Here is a 17,276-nt window from a genome sequence, read left to right on the forward strand (position 1 = left end):
CCTCCCTGTGCCCGGCGGGACTCCCCGCGAAAGACCCGATGGCCAAGCCCCAGCCGAAATCCGCCCCGAAGCCCCCTGCCCCGGCTGCAAAGCCCCAGGTCGCGCGCTTCGCGCTGCCGAAGTCCTCGGCGCTCGCGCAGGCGCTCGAGGCCCTGAAGCGCGGCGACAGTCCGGTCCTGGCGAACGCCCCGGAGGGGTTCGACGCCCTGGCGGTGGCCGACCTCGCCCGGGCCCTGGCCCCCACCGTCGATGCGCCGGCGGTGCTGGTGCATGTGGCGCGCGATTCCGGGCGCTCGGCGGCGTTCCAGTCGGCGCTCGGCTTCGTCGCGCCCGAGATGGACGTGATGAACCTGCCGGCCTGGGACTGCCAGCCCTACGACCGGGTCTCGCCGACCACGGCCACGGCCGCCGCCCGGATGACCGCGCTCGCCCGCCTGGCCCGGACCCGCTCCGCCGAGGACCGCCCGCGCATCCTGTGCACCACGGTCAACGCCCTGGTGCAGCGGGTGCCGCCCCGGGGCCACATCGCCAAGGAGGCGTTCTCGGCCGCGATCGGCAACGTCGTGGCGATGGACGACGTGGTCGCCTGGGTCGAGGCCAACGGCTTCATGCGCACCGGCACGGTGCGGGATACGGGCGAGTACGCGGTGCGCGGCGGCATCCTCGACCTGTCGCCCCCCGGCCTGCCGGCGCCGATCCGCCTCGACTTCTTCGGCGACACCCTCGAATCGATCCGCGCCTTCGACCCGGAGACCCAGCGCACCACCGGGCAGCTGCGCTCCCTCGACCTGATGCCGATGAGCGAGGTCCAGCTCACCACCGAGACGATCCGGCGCTTCCGCCAGGGCTACATCCAGAGCTTCGGCGCCGCGACCCGGGACGACCGGCTCTACGAGACCGTGAGCGAGGGCCGCCGCTATGCCGGCCTCGAGCACTGGATGCCGCTGTTCTACGATCGCCTCGACACCCTGTTCGACTATCTCGGCGGCGTGCCGCTGGTGTTCGACCCGCAGGTCGAGGATGCCGCCGCCGAGCGGATCAGCCTCGTGCAGGATTACTACCAGGCCCGCGAGGGGGCGATGAAGACGCCGCAGGCCGGCGTCGCCCCCTACAAGCCGCTGCCGCCCCGCGCCCTCTACCTGACCCCGAACGAGCTGAAGGAGCGGATCGCCGCCGCCACCGTGGCGCGGCTGACCCCGTTCGCCCAGCCGGATTCGCCCGAGCGTGCCGTCATCGATTGCGGCGCCAAGGCCGGGCGCAGCTTCGCCCCGGAGCGCGCCAACGAGAGCGCCAGCGTGTTCGACGCGGCGGTGGCCCATATCCGCGACCTCCAGGGATCCGGGCATCACGTGATCCTGGGATCCTGGTCCGACGGCTCCCGCGACCGGCTCTGCGGCGTGCTCACCGACCACGGCCTGAAGAAGCCCGTGGCGATCACCCGCCTGTCGGACGTCTACGCGCTCAAGCGCGGCTCGGACGCCGCCGTGGCGGTCTGGGGCCTGGAAGCCGGCTTCACGGTGGGCGAGCTCGCCGTCGTCTCCGAGGGCGACATCCTGGGCGACCGGCTGGTGCGCCAGAAGCGCAAGGCCAAGCGGCCCCAGGACGTGATCCTGGAGGTGCAGGCGCTCCAGCCCGGTGACCTCGTGGTCCATGCCGACCATGGCATCGGCCGGTTCTCCGGCCTGAAGACGATCCACGCCGCCGGCGCCCCGCACGATTGCCTGGAGCTGAGCTACACCGGCGGCCTGCTGCTGCTGCCGGTGGAGAATATCGAGCTCCTGACCCGCTACGGCTCGGAGGATTCCGAGGTCGCCCTCGACCGGCTCGGCGGCGGCGCCTGGCAGGCCCGCAAGGCCAAGATGAAGCGCCGCATCCTCGAGATGGCGGGCGAACTGATCAAGGTCGCGGCCCAGCGCTTCGTCCGGAAGGCCCCGGTGCTCAAGGCGCCCGAGGGGCTCTACGGCGAGTTCGCCGCCCGCTTCCCGTTCGAGGAGACCGAGGACCAGGCCAATGCCATCGACGCGGTGCTGGACGACCTCAATGCCGGCCGGCCGATGGACCGGCTGGTCTGCGGTGATGTCGGCTTCGGCAAGACCGAGGTGGCTCTGCGCGCCGCCTTCGCGGCGGCGATCGCCGGCAAGCAGGTGGCGGTGATCGTGCCGACCACCCTGCTCGCCCGCCAGCATTTCCGCACCTTCGCGGAGCGCTTCAAGGGGCTGCCGGTCCAGGTCGCCCAGCTCTCCCGGTTCGTCTCGGCCGCCGACATGAAGCAGGCCCGGGCCGGGCTCGCCGACGGCACCGTCGACATCGTGGTCGGCACCCACGCGCTGCTCGCCAAGAACATCGCGTTCAAGGATCTCGGCCTGATCATCGTCGACGAGGAGCAGCATTTCGGCGTCGCCCACAAGGAGCGGCTGAAGGCGCTCCAGGCGGATGTCCACGTCCTGACGCTCTCGGCGACCCCGATCCCGCGCACCCTCCAGCTCGCCATGACCGGCGTGCGCGAGCTCTCGATCATCGCCACGCCCCCGGTGGACCGGCTGGTGGTGCGCACCTTCGTGACGCCGTTCGACCCGCTGACCATCCGGGAGGCGCTGCTGCGCGAGCGCTACCGCGGCGGCCAGTCGTTCTACGTCGTGCCGCGCATCGAGGACCTGGCGGAGGTCAAGAAATTCCTCGACGCCGAGATGCCGGAGATCAAGGTCGCGATCGCCCACGGCCAGATGGCGGCGGGCCAGCTCGAGGACGTGATGACCGCCTTCTACGAGGGCAAGTTCGACGTGCTGCTCTCGACCACCATCGTGGAATCGGGCCTCGACATCCCCACCGCCAACACGCTGATCGTGCACCGGGCCGACATGTTCGGCCTGGCCCAGCTCTACCAGCTGCGCGGACGGGTCGGCCGCTCGAAGGCGCGCGCCTACGCGCTGTTCACGACCCCGGCCAACCGCCAGCTCACCACCCAGGCCGAGCAGCGGCTCAAGGTGCTGCAGAGCCTCGACACATTGGGCGCGGGCTTCCAGCTCGCCAGCCACGACCTCGACATCCGCGGCGCCGGCAACCTTCTGGGCGACGCCCAGTCCGGCCACATCAAGGAGGTCGGCTACGAGCTCTACCAGCAGATGCTGGAGGACGCGGTCACGGCGCTCAAGGCCGGCATCGAGGACGTGCCCGAGGAGGCGTGGTCGCCGACCATCGCGCTCGGCGCCCCCGTGACCATCCCGGAGACCTACGTGGAGGATCTCGGCGCGCGGCTGGCCCTCTACCGGCGGCTCGCCACCCTCCAGGACGATGCCGAGATGGAGAGTTTCGGGGCCGAGATGATCGACCGGTTCGGGCCGCTGCCGCCGGAGGTGGAGCAGCTCCTCAAGATCGGCACGATCAAGATCCTGTGCCTCAAGGCCAATGTCGAGAAGGTCGAGGCCGGCCCGAAGGGCGTGGTCGTCCACTTCCGCGACAAGTCCTACGCCAACCCGCAGGGGCTGGTGGCGTTCGTCGCCGAGCAGGCCTCCTTCGCCAAGGTGCGGCCCGACATGAGCGTCGTGTTCGTGCGCGAGCTGACCACGATCCCGGCCCGGCTCAAGACCGCCACGGAGGTGCTGCGCAGCCTGGTCAAGATCGCCGAGCGGGTGAAGAAGGCGGCGTGAGGGGCGGGGGCGACAGCGCCCCTCCAAACCACCCCCCTCATCCTGAGGCGCGTTCGCGCAGCGGACGCCTCGAAGGAGCCCTCCAGAAGTCGTTGCGATCCCTGGAAGCCTCCTTCGAGGCCCGCTGACGCGGGCACCTCAGGATGAGGGCGTGGGTGGGAGCGTCGCGTGCGTGTTGCACCGTCCGCCCGTCTCTGGCTCTGTGCCCCGGCACAGCCCAGGAGACGCGCAGATGGCAAACCCGGCGCAGGCCACCGGCGCGTCAGACGCGGCAGGATCCGAGAAAAACGCCTTCCTGACGCCCCTGTTCACCGACCGCCGGGTCGTGGCGGTGCTGGGCTTAGGCTTCGCGCAGGGCATCCCGTTCCTGCTCGTCTACGCGACGCAATCGGCTTGGCTGGTCCAGGCCAAGGTGCCGCTGGCGACGATCGGGCTGATGAGCGAGCTGACCATCGCGTACAAGCTCAAGTTCCTCTGGGCGCCGTTCCTCGACCGGCACGACGCGCCCCTGCTCGGGCGCTGGCTCGGGCGGCGGCGGGGCTGGATCGTCGCCGCGCAGATCCTGGTGGCGCTGGCGCTGGCCGGGGTGGCCTTCGGCGACCCGGCGCATTGGCTCGCCTGGACGGTGGCGTTCTCGCTGGCGCTCGGGGTGGCGGGGGCGACCCAGGACGTGGTGATCGACGGCTGGCGCATCACCGTCGCGCCGCCCGAGCGGCAGGCGCTGATGTCGTCCTGGGCCGAGATCGGCTACCGGGTCGGCAACCTCGCGGCCGGGGCCGGCGCCCTCTACCTGTCGGACGCCTATGGCTGGCGCGCCGCCTATCTGTGCATGGCTCTGCTGCTCGCCCCCGGCACGATCGCCGCGCTGCTGGCGCCGGAGCCCCCGGCCGCGCCGCTGCCGCCCGGCGGCTTCGTCGAGACGGTCTGGGCGCCGATCCGCGACCTGCTCGCCCGGCTCGGCCCCCTGGCGGTGCCGGTGCTCGCGCTGGTCGCGGGCTTCCGGATGCCCGGCTACGTGTCGAGCACCATGGCGATCCCGCTGTTCAAGACGCTGGGCTACACCAACACCGACATCGCCACGGTGACCAAGCTGTTCGGCTTCTGGATCGCGCTCGGCGGCACCTTCCTGGCGAGCGCCATCATCCCGCGGATCGGCATGATGGCGAGCCTCCTGATCGGCACCGTGGCGGCCTCGGCCTCGCATCTGGCGCTCGCCTATCTCGCCTGGCACGGCGGCCATGGCGGGGCGGCGTTCTGGACCTTCGCGGTCACGGTCGGGATCGACGGCTTCGCCTACGCCTTCGCGTCGATCGTGCTGATCACCTACATGTCGCGCCTCGCGGCCACCGAGCACGCGGCGAGCCAATACGCCCTGCTGACCTCGCTCTGCGCCCTGCCGGGCAGCCTGCTCGCCGGGCTCTCGGGCTTCGTCATCGAGCAGACCGGGTTCACGTGGTTCTTCGTCGGCACCGCCCTGATCGGCGTGCCGGTGGCCCTGCTCTGCCTCCTGGTCGCCCGGCGGCACGGACCCATGGAGGCGCCGGCCGCGTGAGCGCGCCGGTCCTGCTCAGTCTTCGCAGGCCGCCGACGGGTGTTCGGTCGGTTGTTCTGGAGTTCCCGGCGGCGTCGACGGGTGTTCCAGGCCGGCCCGCCGCGCCGCGTCGGGTCTTTAGCCAAGATTAACCATGGGGATGCCTAATGGGCTGGACGGTTGATGTCCTCCCCAGACGGGCAACCCAGGCCACGTGCGCGGAAAAAGCCTCCGCGGGCGAACGGCGACGGCTGCCGGGTGGGGAAGCGCGTACGCGAGTTCCCGCATGGCCCAGGTTGCGTATTCCCGACCCGCGTACCGCGACGCGGCCCCGATGCCGGCCTTTGCCCTGGCGCCCTATCCGCGTCTGGCCTACGAGGCGCCCGACGCGCCGCCGACCCGGGCTCCCTACCCGAGCGCCATGCGGCGCGCCCGCCGCCGCGCCCGGCTGACGGCGCTGATCTCCCTGGCCGCCCTGTCCATGGCCGGCTGGACCGTGCTGACCCTGCCGCACGGGCTGCCGATCAGCTGGAACCCGCCCGCCCCGGTGGCCGAGGCGCAGCCCGCCCCCGAATCCCGGCCCGCGCCGCGTCCGAGCATCGCCTGGATGCTCGATCCGAGCCCGGCGCTTGGCTCCGGCGCCGCCACGGCCTTCGGGGCGCCGCCCCCGGCCGCATCCTTCCAGGTCGCGATGGCCGAGCCGTCCCCGGCCGTCCGGGAGATCGCCCAGCGGGTCGCCCGGAAGGTGGTCCAGGCCCGGATGGCGTCGGTCGAGCCGGCCCCGGCTCCCGCCGTGCAGGCCCCCATCATCCAAGCCCCTGTCGTGCAGGCCGCCGCCGTGCCGCCCAGGGCGGCCGCGCCGGTCCGGGTCGCCGCCGCCGAGCCGACGCCCGCGGCCCTCGCGCCGAGCCTCGTCCCGCTGCCGGTCGCCCGTCCGTCCGAGCTGCGGCGCCCGGCCGTGACCCCGGCGCCCCGGGTCGCGGCCCGCCCCCTGCCCCGCACCCGCGACGTGTTCCGCGCCGCCATGGCGGAGGAGCCGTCCTTCCTCGAGAAGCTGTTCGGCGTCGGCGCCGCCGCGCCCCGGGCCGAGTCGCGCCAGGCGCTGGCCTATGCCAGCCCGGACGCCCTGCCCCAGGAGGCGCCGCGCACCCGGATCAGCGCGGCCCCGGAATCCGTGGCCGGAACCGCCGTCTACGACATCACCGCCCGCACCGTGACCCTGCCCTCCGGCGAGGTGCTAGAGGCCCATTCCGGCCTCGGCGAGGCCATGGACGATCCGCGCTACGTCCACCTGCGCATGCGCGGCTCGACGCCCCCCGGCACCTACGACCTGACCGAGCGCGAGCGCTTGTTCCACGGGGTCCGGGCGATCCGCCTCAACCCGGTGGGCGGCAGCCGCGCGATCCACGGCCGCGACGGCCTGCTCGCCCACACCTACATGCTGCGCCAGCCCGGCGCCTCGAACGGCTGCGTCTCGTTCCGCGACTACAACCGCTTCCTGCAGGCGTTCCTGCGGGGCGAGGTCCGCCGCCTGGTGGTGGTGGCCGGCAGCCGCGGCGACTTCTTCGGCAGCCGGGTCGGCATGGTCGACCGCCCGGGCCGGCGGGGTTGATCTGACGTATGCCGGATAGAGCGGAGCGCGTATCGGCACGCCCGCGCGGCGCTTGAGCGAAGCTGAACGCCGCCGCCCCGAAAGGAACGTGCGGAGTTCGGTTGAGGCGGGGCTGCCCCGAAAGTCCGAGGCTGCCCGCACGGCCCGCGCCTTTACGCGCCCGCCCAAGCCTGCCTTAACGGGGCCAGACGCCAGCCCTGACAAGAGGCACCCGATGAAACTGCCCCGCCGCTTCTTCCAGCCCCTCGCCACCGGCGCGCCGGCCCCGTTCCGCGAGCTGCCGGTGCGGCTGGAGCGGATGATCCACTTCGTCCCGCCCCACAACGACAAGGTCCGCGCCCGGGTGCCCGAGCTCGCCGGCACCGTCGACGTGGTGCTGGGCAACCTGGAGGATGCGGTCCCGGCCGACCAGAAGGAGGCGGCCCGCAAGGGCTTCGTCGCCATGGCGCAGGCGACCGATTTCGCCGCCACCGGCACCGGCCTCTGGACCCGGATCAACGCCCTCAACTCGCCCTGGATCTTGGACGACCTGTTCACGATCGTGGCCGAGGTCGGGAGCAAGCTCGACGTCGTGATGGTGCCCAAGGTCGAGGGGCCCTGGGATATCCACTATGTCGACCAGCTGCTCGCCCAGCTCGAGGCCCGGCACGGGGTGACCAAGCCGATCCTGATCCACGCGATCCTGGAGACCGCCGAGGGTGTCGCCAATGTCGACGCCATCGCGTCGGCCTCGCCGCGGATGCACGGCATGAGCCTCGGCCCGGCCGATCTCGCGGCGTCGCGCGGCATGAAGACCACCCGGGTCGGCGGCGGCCACCCGGATTACCGGGTGCTCAGCGATCCCGCGGGCGACGCCCCCCGGGCCACGGCCCAGCAGGACCTCTGGCACTACACCATCGCCAAGATGGTCGATGCCTGCATGGCCAACGGCCTCAAGGCGTTCTACGGCCCGTTCGGCGACTTCTCCGACGGCGATGCCTGCGAGGCGCAGTTCCGCAACGCCTTCCTGATGGGCTGCGCCGGCGCCTGGACGCTGCATCCGAGCCAGGTGGCGATCGCCAAGCGGGTTTTTGCGCCCGACCCCGCCGAGGTCGCCTTCGCGGCCCGCATCGTCGCCGCGATGCCCGACGGCACCGGCGCCGTGATGCTCGACGGCAAGATGCAGGACGACGCCACCTGGAAGCAGGCCAAGGTCATCGTCGACCTCGCCAAGCTGGTTGCCGCGAAGGATCCGGAGCTGGCGGCGGTGTATCAGCTGGGGTAGCGCGCGGGGGGCGACGCGCGCCATCCGGAATTCAAGGTCGGCACGGCCCGGCGATACTCGTTCAGAAGGAGGCGCGGGTCCCCTCTCCCGTGCGGGAGAGGGACAGGGTGAGGGGGCAGGTCTTTCCGGATAGGGCAGGTCCCTCACCCCAACCCTCTCCCGCACGGGAGAGGGGGCGCCTCGCGGTTTTCAGACATGAATGCGCCTCCAATCCGTCTATGGAGGCGAGAGCACCCGCGCGCGTGAGAGCGCGGTATCATCCGGTCGATTCGGTGCCGTGCCGTTGAGACGACCCGGTGAGCAAGTCGATCCCGCGTGCCCGCCATCTCCGCCGGAACCAGACGACCGCCGAGGCCAAGCTCTGGCGCGTCCTGCGGAACCGTGCGCTCAACGGCTGGAAGTTCCGCCGCCAGTATCCGATCGACCGCTTCATCGTCGATTTCGCCTGTGTCGAGGCGAGGCTCGTGGTGGAAGTCGATGGCGCAACGCATTCGACCGAGCGAGAGCGTCTCTACGACGCGGCACGCGCGCGGATCATTGAGGCCTGCGGTTTTGCCCTGCTGCGCATCCTGAATGCCGACATCCACCAGGATCTCGACGGTGTGCGCGAGACTATCTGGGCTGCCCTCCCGTCCGACGATCCGGTGTGACGCCCCTCACCCCCCGAACCGCGCCCGATAATCCTGCGGCGTCGCCGCGACGTGCCGCAAAAAGCTGCGCCGCAGGGTCTCCTCGGAGCCGAAGCCGCAGGTCCGGGCGATGCGCTTCACCGGCTGCGCGGTCTCGGCCAGCGCCCGCCGCGCCGCCTCGATCCGCAGGCGTTCCACGGCCCTGGCCGGGGTGAGGCCGGTCGCCGCCCGGTAGTGCCGGCTGAGGCTGCGCGCGCTCATCCCGGCGGCCTCCGCCAGGACCGGGAGCGAGAGATCCCCCGCCAGGTTGTCGGCGATAAAGGCGTGGAGCGCCCCGAAGCGGTCCTCCGCGGCCTGCAGGGCCAGGGCCGCACTGAACTGCGCCTGCCCGCCGGGACGCTTCAGGAACATCACGAGGTGGCGCGCCACCGCCAGGGCGAGGTCGCGGCCGAGATCGGCCTCCACCAAAGCGAGCGCCAGGTCGATCCCCGCGGTGACGCCCGCCGAGGTCCAGACCGGGCCGTCCTGCACGAAGATCGGGTCGGGCTCGACCCGGGCCAGCGGGTAGCGCCGGGCCAGGGCGCCGCAATGCTTCCAGTGGGTCACGGCCCGCCGTCCGTCCAAAAGCCCGGCGGCCCCGAGCAGGAAGGCCCCGGTGCAGACCGAGGCGACCCGGCGCGCCTGCCCGGCCCGGTCCCGCGCCCAGCCCACCAGCGCCGGGTCGGCGCAAGCCGCCGTGACCCCGGGGCCGCCCGCGACGATCAGGGTGTCCACCGGCGCGTCGTGCTCCGGCAGAGGGTCGGCCACCAGGCGCAGCCCGGCCGAGGCGGTGAGCACCCCGTTGCCGGCCGCGATCACCCGCGGCGCGTAGGGCGCGAGCCCGTCGCTCAGGTCGTTGGCCGTGGCGAAGACCTGAAGCGGCCCGGCCACGTCGAGGAGCTGCACCGCCGGGAAGGCCAGCAGCTCCACGGGACGCGGTGCTTGTGGCGGGAAACGAGGGGTCTTTGGCATCTCGGCCAGAGTTTGGCCCTGCCGGGTCCGCTTGTCCACGGCATGGGGCTCTTCGGCCCGAAAGAGGATTATGAATTCAGTGGAGCTGCCCAAACGCGTAAATTTGCAGATGTATGTTGGCGGCAGTCAACATCCGCAGATGGGGCTTTGGCAAGGTACTTCTTGGGCTTGCCGTCTTCTGTTGACCTAGGTTGATGTTTATGTTCTGATCAGAAGGCAGAAATTTGCGGTTTATTATCAGTGTCTCCGAATTGGCCGGGTTTGATGTAAAAACATCAAAATATTGCTCGTGAGCATTTAATCGCGAGAGATTTTTGGCCGCGGCAAGATTCGCGTCCGATCTGTAGTTATAGTCGGTAATGAACAAATATATGGCCATGATTTCGTAGTGAAGTCATGAGATAACTAGCTTTTATTGATCAAACTCAGGCGGCGACGACCGATCAGCTCGATAGAGGCGTGACATGATTTCCGCAGTTACTTCGTCCTCGGCGGCCCTGACCATCCTGAAGACGGAGGTGTGGCCGCAAACGGCGCACGCGCAGCAGGAGCATGATTCGCTTCGTCAGTCGCTTGATCCCAGGTCGATCTATCAGCTGCCGGCGCAATCGCTCGATGGCCTGTTGCAGGTGCGCGCCCAACTCCGGCGGGACCAAGTGCTGGAACCGCAGGCTCAGCAGGGCGTGGTCTCGAATTCCAGCAAGGGCACGCCGGGGCAGTCGAGCATGCTTGGGTGGATGAACAAGGGCACGCCCGTGCACTTTTCGTATTTGGACGATTGGAACGAGCAGATGAAGAGCCTGAAGGCTCGTTCAACCGAACCCTTGAACAGCTCGCTGATGCCGTGGAACTCGCCCGATGTCATTCAGCAACTGAAAGATATGGACGCACATGCCATCCATTCAGATGCGCGCGAACGTGAACTACGCGCGAGCGATGAGGCAATCTACAAATCTATGGCCGAGACACCGACGGAAGACGTGGTGCAGATAAAAGCCCTGGGCGGCGAGATCTGGTACGAGCGGAGCCAGACCTACGATCAAATCAGCGACAAAGAATTCTTTCGGAATATCAAAAATCAAGTTCTGTACGGACCCGAGCTGACTGATCCAATCGATCCGTCAAACCAGACGGCTCACGCTCTATTGAACGGTACGGCTCAAATCATACGAGCTTCAAAATTTCAGGAATTGCAGTATAAATCTACAGAATACATTACTTATGCTTTGGATAATCGTGATAATAAATACAAATGGATCGGTGGGTTGTCTAATTCAGATTACAATCAGGCTTACCTGCACGATCTGGAGAAAAAAAGCCCTGGCATGGAAGTGAGTTACATCATCTGGGCCCATGGCGATGCGGCGTTTATCTTGTCTCCCAAGACCACTTCCGCCACCTCAGCCTCCACCGCCGTTGGCAGGCGCAACGCCACCGAGACTGGCACGAAGCCTACGAGTATCGCCGCGCCTTAGAAATCAGCGCAAGCCGTTCGCCCCGGCTGTCCGCGGGCGCGGCCCGGCCACGTCGAGGAGCTGCACCGCCGGGAAGGCCAGCAGCTCCACGGGACGCGGCGCCTGTGGCGAGAAACGAGGGGTCTTTGGCATCTCGGCCAGAACGTGCCGCGGTAAGGTCTCCCTGTCCAGCACGGAGGCCCCGCATGATTCCCCCCGAAACTCATCTGCAGATCGGCTCGCTGCTGTTCGAGGGGCTCGACCAGATCGACCTCACCGGCCCGTTCGAGGTGCTGTCGCGGATCCCCAATTCCACCTACCGGATCTACGGGCCGACCGTGGATCCGGTGCGCGACGTGCGCGGCCTCCGGATCACCCCCGACGCCACCCTGGCGGAGGCGCCGCGCCTCGACGTGCTGCACATCCCTGGCGGCCAGGGCCAGGAGGCGCTGATGCGGGACGCGGCCGTGCTCGGCTGGATCCGCAGCCAGGCCGCGGGGGCTTCGCACGTCTTCTCGGTCTGCACCGGCGCGCTGCTGGTCGGGGCGGCCGGGCTGCTGGTCGGGCGCCGGGCCACGACCTACTGGAACGCGGTCCACCTGCTGCCCTGGTTCGGGGCGGAGGCGGTCGATGCGCGGGTGGTGATCGACCGCGCCGAGGACGGCCGCACCTGGCTGTTCGCCGCCGGCGTCACCGCCGGGATCGACGGCGCGCTCCGGCTCGCGGCCGAGCTGCGCGGCGACGATGCCGCCCGGGCGATCCAGCTCGGCATGCAATACGCCCCGGAGCCGCCCTTCGACAGCGGCACCCCGCGCAGCGCCCCGCCGGCGATCGTGGCGCAGATCCGGGCGGCGACGGCCGGCCTCACCGCCCGACGCGAGGCCACCGCCCGGGCGATCGCGGCCGAGCTCGGCATCCCGGCCCCGTGACCGGCCGAATCACAGTTCGGTCACCGGGAGATGACGACGGCCCGGTGACACGCCCCGGCATCGGGCCTATCTGTCCGCTCTGGACGGACAGAGTCATGACGGACGTAACCCTGAGAACCGCAAAATTCGCGATCGGTGCGGTGGTGCGCCACCGGATCTACCCGTTCCGGGGCATCGTGTTCGACGTCGATCCGGTCTTCGACAACACCGAGGAATGGTGGCTGGCGATCCCCGAGGAAGTCCGGCCGCGCAAGGACCAGCCGTTCTACCACCTGCTCGCCGAGAACGCCGAGACCGAGTACGTCGCCTACGTCTCCGAGCAGAACCTCCTGCCCGACACGTCCGGCGAGGCCCTGCGCCATGCCGGCATCGCCGAGATGTTCGAGCGCGACGGGGCCGGCGGCTACCGCATGCGCGACCGCGTCCGGAACTGACTCGTCGAAGCGACGGCTCTGACCCGGGCCGGTCTGCGCAGAGCACGCGACGGGGGCCGCGGCCCGTCTTCGAAGGCAAGCGGTGATCCCCCGCCTTCCGGGCTCAGGCTTCCGTGACCCTGTGCGCCCCCGCGCAGCCTGCCAACGCCCAGTCCCGGGTTCCCAAAGGGCGAGCCCTTCGGCGGGGATCGGGGCGGAGCCCCGAGGCGAGCGCCCACGAAAAAGGGGCCGAACCTCCCGGTCCGACCCCCCGATCGCATTCTGGTGAGGCCTTACTTGGCCGCCGGAGCCGGCGTGGCAGCGCCGTTCGCCGGGGCCGCACCGCCCTGCTGCTCGAGCTTCTTGCGCATGTCCTCGCTGCGCTTCTCCAGCTCGGCCTGGAGCTTCTTCTGCTGCTCTTCCAAGACCTTCGGGTCGATCGCCGGGCCGTCGAAGGCCTTGCCGAAGCCGGCCAGCGGCACCGCGAAGGTGACCTCGCGCTGGGTCTGGTTCTGGACCGAGACGTTGAGGGTCGTGCCCTTCTTCATGGCGGCGATGACGCCGGCATCGACGCCGCCGGCCTCGGCGAAGCAGCCGTTCGGGAAGCAGACCGCGAAGCGGCCCGGCGTGGCGGCCTGGCCGTCGACGTTGAAGCGGATGCCCGGCTGCAGCAGCAGGCCGAGCGGCAGCAGGTAGCGCACCACGCGCACCTCCTGCTTCTGGGCGGCGTTCTTCATCTCGTAGACCGCCACGGCCAGCACGGGCTGGCCCTGGTCGGACACGAAGTCGCGCGTGGTGTAGCAGATGTCGGTGCCGGAGCCCTGGTCCTTGCCGCAGACCTTGGTCCAGTCGGCCTGGCTCGGCTCGGACTTCACGGCCACGATCTGCGGGCCGGTCTGGGCGGCGGCGCCGGCGGGCGTGTTGGCGGCCGGGGTGTTCGGCGCGGCGGGGGCGGGAGCGGTCGGCGCGGGGGCGGCGGGCTTCTTCGCCTGGGCGAGCACCGGGGCGGCTGCGAGGCCGAGGCCCGCGAGGCCGAGGAGGGCGGCGCGTGCCAGCGTCGCGGGGCGGGTGAAGGACATCGGCTCTGACCCCTATGGAGAAACGTGGTGTGGCTTGCGGAATGCGGAGCCGGCCTGACGGGCTGGTCCGCCGGACCACCGGATGCGCAGCGCCGTGGCGTGCCTCCCGGGGCTCCGGATGAATCGGTCCGACCATCGGGCGGGGATGGGCGCCGGTTGCGCGCATCCCTCGCCCCGGCGACCGGGCGGCCTGCCTGTCCCCTCCGAATGAGGCGAAGGCATGACACCGCGGCACCGAGCGCCCCTCGGGGAACCCCGTGCCGCAGCCGGCCCCCGATAGGCCTGCGCCTCTCCCGCTGCAAGCGCGACGTCGCCCGGCCGCGCCCTCGAACCAAGCGGCCGGCCATCCGTGGCGACGACAGCCTCGCTCAAGTGAACGGGTCTTAGCTGGGGGTTAACCATAGTCGGCCGACCATGCGGGTGGATCTGCAGTGTGGGAGGGGGGCGGATTGAGCGCGTTCGCGGTGGCGGAGAGGACGGCCGACGCCGCGCCGGATGCGTCCGCGCGGTCCGGCGGCCTGTCGGCCAGCCTGTTCGCGGCGGCCCGGACCGGCCCGCAGCGCACGGCGCTGCGTGATTCGGGGGACCGGGTGGCCTGGTGCGGGCGCCCGCCGATCACCTGGACCTACGCGGCCGCGGCCGAGATCGTCGGCCGCCTCGCCCGCGGGATCGGCGCGTGGCGGCTGCCCGCCGGCAGCCGGGTCGGCCTGTGGTTCTCCGGCGGCGCCGAATCGGCCCTCGCCCACCTGGCCGTCGAGGCGGCCGGCCACCTCCCCTGCCCGATGCCCGCCCTCTGGGATGCCGACCAGCTCTCGGCCGGGATCGCGTCCGCCGGCCTGGTCACGGTGCTGACGGAGGGCCGCCGCGGCGCCCGCCGCCCGGCCGAGGATCTCGCCCGCGCGGCCATGGGCCATTTCGGCCTGCGCTACCTTGCGGCCTTCGGTCCGGGCATTCCGGACGGCGTGATCAGCCTCGACGCGATGGCCCTGGAGCGCGGGATCGTCGAGCCCGTGGCGAGCCTCGGCCTCGTGACCTTCGCGGCGGGCGATCCGGCCCGGCCGGTCTACCGCAGTGCGGCGGCGCTCGCGGCGGCGATCGAGGCCCATCTCGACACCCTCCCGGTGACGGCGGACGAGCGGATCCTGACGCTCCTGCCGGCCCACGACCTGCGCGGCCTGGTGACCGGCCTCGGCGCGGCGCTCGCGGCCGGCGCCAGCCTCGAGACCGTGATTCCCTTCGACGAGGCCGGCTTCCGGGCCGGCCTGATGCGGCCGGTTCCGACCCGGCTCGTGGTCCCGTCCCTGATCGAGGCGGCGCTCGCGGCCATGCCCCTCCCCTGGACCGTGCGGGCCCTCAACGTGATCCACCGGGCGCCCGCGCGCGCGATCGTGAGCGCGGCCCCCGAATCGCCCGGGGCGCGCCGCCTCGATTCGCTGGTCTTCGACGAGGATGTGGTCCTCACGCGACCGGGCGGGCGCGACCTCGCCGCGACCCTGGCCCACCCGGACCGGGCGCCCCTGCCCCGGGCGCTCCTCGATCTCGCGATCCTGGATCCCGGCGGCGGGCTGGCAGGCCCGCTGGTCTATCGCGGCCTGGCCTGCGCCACGGCGGCACTCCCCCGCGGCGGCATCCCGGAGCTGGAGGTCGAGGCGTGGCGGGACTCGGGCTGTCGGCCGATCCTGTCCGACGGGGTCGTAACCGGGGTGGAGACAGCCTGAACGGCGGCCTTTCGTCGGTTCATCCGGCGCTCAGGCGTGGCAGATAATCTCGCAAGCGCACATGACGGGACGGATCCGATCCGCGCCTTCGTGGGTTTCGCTTCGGATTGTGGTTCTGGCTATCTTCCCAAGCCACGCTTCATGAGGTACCGCTCAAGCCTATGGGTGCGCTGCAACAAGTGCTCGTGGTCGATGACGGCGTCCGCGCCGTGGACCGGTCCCTTTCGGGCGAGCTGGCCAACCTCGGCTACGCAAGTGTCACCGCCTCGATGGAGGCGGCGGACGATGTCCTGGCCGTGATCGCCCGCCCGGCGGCGGTGCTGCTCCAGGCTCCGACCCGTCGCGATCCCGCCTATGCCCGCCGCGCCGCACGCCTGCGCGGCCAGCTGCGCGACCGCGGTATCCCGGTCATCCTGATCGGCGACGCCGCCGAGGGCCGGGCCGGCGGCCCGGTGGACCTCGCCACCCGCCTCGGCGCCTACGTGGCAGCCCAGCCGGACCTCTAGAACGCGTTCCTCAACGGACGCCGCGCCACGTCATTGCGGGCACAGCGAAGCGACCCAGGGCCGCGCGCGGTTGCCCGAATCGTGGCGCATCACCGGGTCGCTTTGCTGCGCTCGCGATGACGGCCCAGGATGGCACGCCCGAACGATCGGGTCCGATGCCGCCGAGGCCGGTCCAGCGCCCACCGAGAGAACGCGCTCAGCGCGCCCCGCGCATCAGTTCCGGCGCGCCGAGCCGCGGCAGCACGCCCTCGCGCATCACCACCCGCCGGAGCGGGCCGAGATACGACATCGCCAGCAGCCCGAGGCCCCGGAGCGCGTCGACCGGGACGAGATCCGTGAGCAGGCTGCGGTTCAGGAGATCGACCGCAGCGGTGCGGGCGGCGGCATCGAGGCGCCGGCTGCGGGCGTAGCCGTCGAGCACCGGCCGGGTACCGGGATCGCGGCCGTCCCGGGCCGCGGCCACCAGCGCGTCGCGCAGGGCGGCGGCGTCGCGCAGGCCGAGATTGAGCCCCTGCGCGCCGATCGGCGGGAAGACGTGGGCCGCCTCGCCGACCAGGGCCAGGCGCTGCGCCACCGGGCTCGACACCGAGAGGCCGCGCATCGGCACGAGGCCCCGGGGGCCGTCGACCCGCATCGCGCCCAGCATCGCCCGGGCCTGCCGCTCCACCGCCTGGCCCAGAGCCGCGTCGTCGAGCGCCGCCAGCCGACGCGCCGCGCCCTCCCCGGTGACCCAGACCAGGCTCGACCGGTATCCGCCCGGCAGCGGCACCAGGGTGAACGGGCCGGAGCGGGTGTGGAACTCGGTGGAGACGTCCCGGTGCGGGCGGTCATGCGCCAGGATCGTGGTGATGGCGCTCTGCGGGTAGGTCCAGTCGCGCACGCGCACGCCGCTGGCGGCCCGCAGCGGGGACCGCGCCCCGTCGGCGCCGACCACCAGCTTGGCCGCGACCGTGCCGCCATCCGCCAGGGTCAGGCGCGCGACCGCCTCGCCGGGGGCGGCCCCGGCGGCATCCGCCTCGACCAGGGTGAGATTTTTTTGGGTGCGGGCGCGGACCCGCAGGCTCTCGACCAGGCGGGCGCTCTCGACGTTCCAGCCGAAAGCGTCGAGCCCGATCTCGGCGGCCTGGAAGCGCACCGGCGGCGGCCGGAACAGGCTGCCGGTGTCGTCGATGATCTGCAGGGTGCAGAGCGGGCTCGCATGCGGGGCCACGGCCTCCCAGGCGCCCAGGGCCCCCAGGAACCGCACCGACCCGTCGAGCAGCGCAACCGTGCGCCCGTCCGCCACGGGGGCGTGGCGGCCGACCAGGGCCGTCCGGATGCCGGCCTGGGCGCTCGCCAGGGCGGCAGCGAGCCCCGCGGCCCCCGCGCCCACCACGGCGACGTCGAATGCTGCCCCTTCGCCCCTGCTGCCCTGCACGATTGCTCACCCGTTCCCGTGCCGATTCCGCTGCCCGGCCCGTGTTTCCTATCTGAGCTTTCCGGT

At 71.2% G+C, this 17,276-nt stretch carries 14 protein-coding genes; 10 read left to right on the forward strand and 4 right to left on the reverse strand.

The window, feature by feature from the left end; translation table 11 throughout:
• The first annotated feature begins 38 nt into the window (after positions 1–38).
• From mfd to BMZ47_RS22865, 5 genes are all read left to right on the forward strand, one after another.
• Positions 39–3,647 carry a transcription-repair coupling factor gene (mfd, locus tag BMZ47_RS22845; protein WP_007559118.1) on the forward strand — a complete coding sequence of 1,203 codons (3,609 nt, stop codon included), beginning with the start codon at positions 39–41 and terminating at the stop codon, positions 3,645–3,647.
• 232 nt (positions 3,648–3,879) lie between these two features.
• Positions 3,880–5,199 carry an AmpG family muropeptide MFS transporter gene (locus BMZ47_RS22850; RefSeq protein ID WP_091864335.1) on the forward strand — a complete coding sequence of 440 codons (1,320 nt, stop codon included), beginning with the start codon at positions 3,880–3,882 and terminating at the stop codon, positions 5,197–5,199.
• A gap of 265 nt (positions 5,200–5,464) precedes the next feature.
• Complete coding sequence (locus BMZ47_RS22855; RefSeq protein WP_091864336.1) at positions 5,465–6,790, forward strand: DUF2778 domain-containing protein; 1,326 nt, start codon at positions 5,465–5,467, stop codon at positions 6,788–6,790.
• A gap of 214 nt (positions 6,791–7,004) precedes the next feature.
• Positions 7,005–8,054 (forward strand): HpcH/HpaI aldolase/citrate lyase family protein, encoded by a 1,050-nt coding sequence (locus BMZ47_RS22860; protein ID WP_007559124.1) that lies wholly within the window; start codon positions 7,005–7,007, stop codon positions 8,052–8,054.
• 296 nt (positions 8,055–8,350) lie between these two features.
• Positions 8,351–8,704, forward strand: coding sequence for an endonuclease domain-containing protein (locus BMZ47_RS22865; RefSeq protein ID WP_091864337.1), 354 nt, complete (start codon positions 8,351–8,353; stop codon positions 8,702–8,704).
• Between the two features lie 6 nt (positions 8,705–8,710).
• On the opposite strand, the gene BMZ47_RS22870 is transcribed toward BMZ47_RS22865, so the two are convergent.
• Complete coding sequence (locus tag BMZ47_RS22870) at positions 8,711–9,694, reverse strand: GlxA family transcriptional regulator (protein ID WP_091864405.1); 984 nt, start codon at positions 9,692–9,694, stop codon at positions 8,711–8,713.
• A gap of 464 nt (positions 9,695–10,158) precedes the next feature.
• Between BMZ47_RS22870 and BMZ47_RS28215 the strand changes: the two genes are divergently transcribed.
• Complete coding sequence (locus tag BMZ47_RS28215; protein WP_139221050.1) at positions 10,159–11,169, forward strand: hypothetical protein; 1,011 nt, start codon at positions 10,159–10,161, stop codon at positions 11,167–11,169.
• A gap of 3 nt (positions 11,170–11,172) precedes the next feature.
• On the opposite strand, the gene BMZ47_RS29210 is transcribed toward BMZ47_RS28215, so the two are convergent.
• Entirely contained in the window at positions 11,173–11,301 is a 129-nt protein-coding gene (locus BMZ47_RS29210) for a hypothetical protein (RefSeq protein ID WP_280142753.1), read from the reverse strand.
• Between the two features lie 53 nt (positions 11,302–11,354).
• Here BMZ47_RS29210 and BMZ47_RS22880 point away from each other — a divergent pair, with 53 nt between their 5' ends.
• Both BMZ47_RS22880 and hspQ read left to right on the forward strand, forming a co-directional pair.
• On the forward strand, positions 11,355–12,077 hold the full coding sequence (locus BMZ47_RS22880; protein WP_091864339.1) for a DJ-1/PfpI family protein: 723 nt from the start codon (positions 11,355–11,357) through the stop codon (positions 12,075–12,077).
• Positions 12,078–12,172: 95 nt separating this feature from the next.
• Positions 12,173–12,511, forward strand: coding sequence for a heat shock protein HspQ (gene hspQ / locus BMZ47_RS22885; RefSeq protein WP_091864340.1), 339 nt, complete (start codon positions 12,173–12,175; stop codon positions 12,509–12,511).
• A 272-nt stretch (positions 12,512–12,783) separates the two neighbouring features.
• On the opposite strand, the gene BMZ47_RS22890 is transcribed toward hspQ, so the two are convergent.
• Positions 12,784–13,569, reverse strand: coding sequence for an invasion associated locus B family protein (locus BMZ47_RS22890; RefSeq protein WP_007559131.1), 786 nt, complete (start codon positions 13,567–13,569; stop codon positions 12,784–12,786).
• A gap of 449 nt (positions 13,570–14,018) precedes the next feature.
• Here BMZ47_RS22890 and BMZ47_RS22895 point away from each other — a divergent pair, with 449 nt between their 5' ends.
• Complete coding sequence (locus BMZ47_RS22895) at positions 14,019–15,287, forward strand: AMP-binding protein (RefSeq protein ID WP_091864341.1); 1,269 nt, start codon at positions 14,019–14,021, stop codon at positions 15,285–15,287.
• A 161-nt stretch (positions 15,288–15,448) separates the two neighbouring features.
• Positions 15,449–15,793 (forward strand): hypothetical protein, encoded by a 345-nt coding sequence (locus BMZ47_RS22900; protein ID WP_007559136.1) that lies wholly within the window; start codon positions 15,449–15,451, stop codon positions 15,791–15,793.
• A 196-nt stretch (positions 15,794–15,989) separates the two neighbouring features.
• On the opposite strand, the gene BMZ47_RS22905 is transcribed toward BMZ47_RS22900, so the two are convergent.
• Positions 15,990–17,210 (reverse strand): UbiH/UbiF family hydroxylase, encoded by a 1,221-nt coding sequence (locus BMZ47_RS22905; protein WP_091864342.1) that lies wholly within the window; start codon positions 17,208–17,210, stop codon positions 15,990–15,992.
• Positions 17,211–17,276 lie beyond the last annotated feature (66 nt).

Origin of the sequence: Methylobacterium brachiatum, assembly GCF_900113845.1 — a bacterium.
In the GTDB taxonomy this organism is placed as follows: Bacteria; Pseudomonadota; Alphaproteobacteria; order Rhizobiales; family Beijerinckiaceae; genus Methylobacterium; species Methylobacterium brachiatum.

What these genes read in the sequence shown, in the direction of transcription:
- mfd (WP_007559118.1), top strand. Translation starts at nt 39, where the DNA reads ATGGCCAAGCCCCAGCCGAAATCCGCCCCGAAGCCCCCTGCCCCGGCT.
- BMZ47_RS22870 (WP_091864405.1), bottom strand. Translation starts at nt 9,694, where the DNA reads ATGCCAAAGACCCCTCGTTTCCCGCCACAAGCACCGCGTCCCGTGGAG.
- BMZ47_RS22890 (WP_007559131.1), bottom strand. Translation starts at nt 13,569, where the DNA reads ATGTCCTTCACCCGCCCCGCGACGCTGGCACGCGCCGCCCTCCTCGGC.
- BMZ47_RS22850 (WP_091864335.1), top strand. Translation starts at nt 3,880, where the DNA reads ATGGCAAACCCGGCGCAGGCCACCGGCGCGTCAGACGCGGCAGGATCC.
- BMZ47_RS22855 (WP_091864336.1), top strand. Translation starts at nt 5,465, where the DNA reads ATGGCCCAGGTTGCGTATTCCCGACCCGCGTACCGCGACGCGGCCCCG.
- BMZ47_RS22860 (WP_007559124.1), top strand. Translation starts at nt 7,005, where the DNA reads ATGAAACTGCCCCGCCGCTTCTTCCAGCCCCTCGCCACCGGCGCGCCG.
- hspQ (WP_091864340.1), top strand. Translation starts at nt 12,173, where the DNA reads ATGACGGACGTAACCCTGAGAACCGCAAAATTCGCGATCGGTGCGGTG.
- BMZ47_RS22900 (WP_007559136.1), top strand. Translation starts at nt 15,449, where the DNA reads ATGGGTGCGCTGCAACAAGTGCTCGTGGTCGATGACGGCGTCCGCGCC.
- BMZ47_RS29210 (WP_280142753.1), bottom strand. Translation starts at nt 11,301, where the DNA reads ATGCCAAAGACCCCTCGTTTCTCGCCACAGGCGCCGCGTCCCGTGGAG.
- BMZ47_RS22880 (WP_091864339.1), top strand. Translation starts at nt 11,355, where the DNA reads ATGATTCCCCCCGAAACTCATCTGCAGATCGGCTCGCTGCTGTTCGAG.
- BMZ47_RS28215 (WP_139221050.1), top strand. Translation starts at nt 10,159, where the DNA reads ATGATTTCCGCAGTTACTTCGTCCTCGGCGGCCCTGACCATCCTGAAG.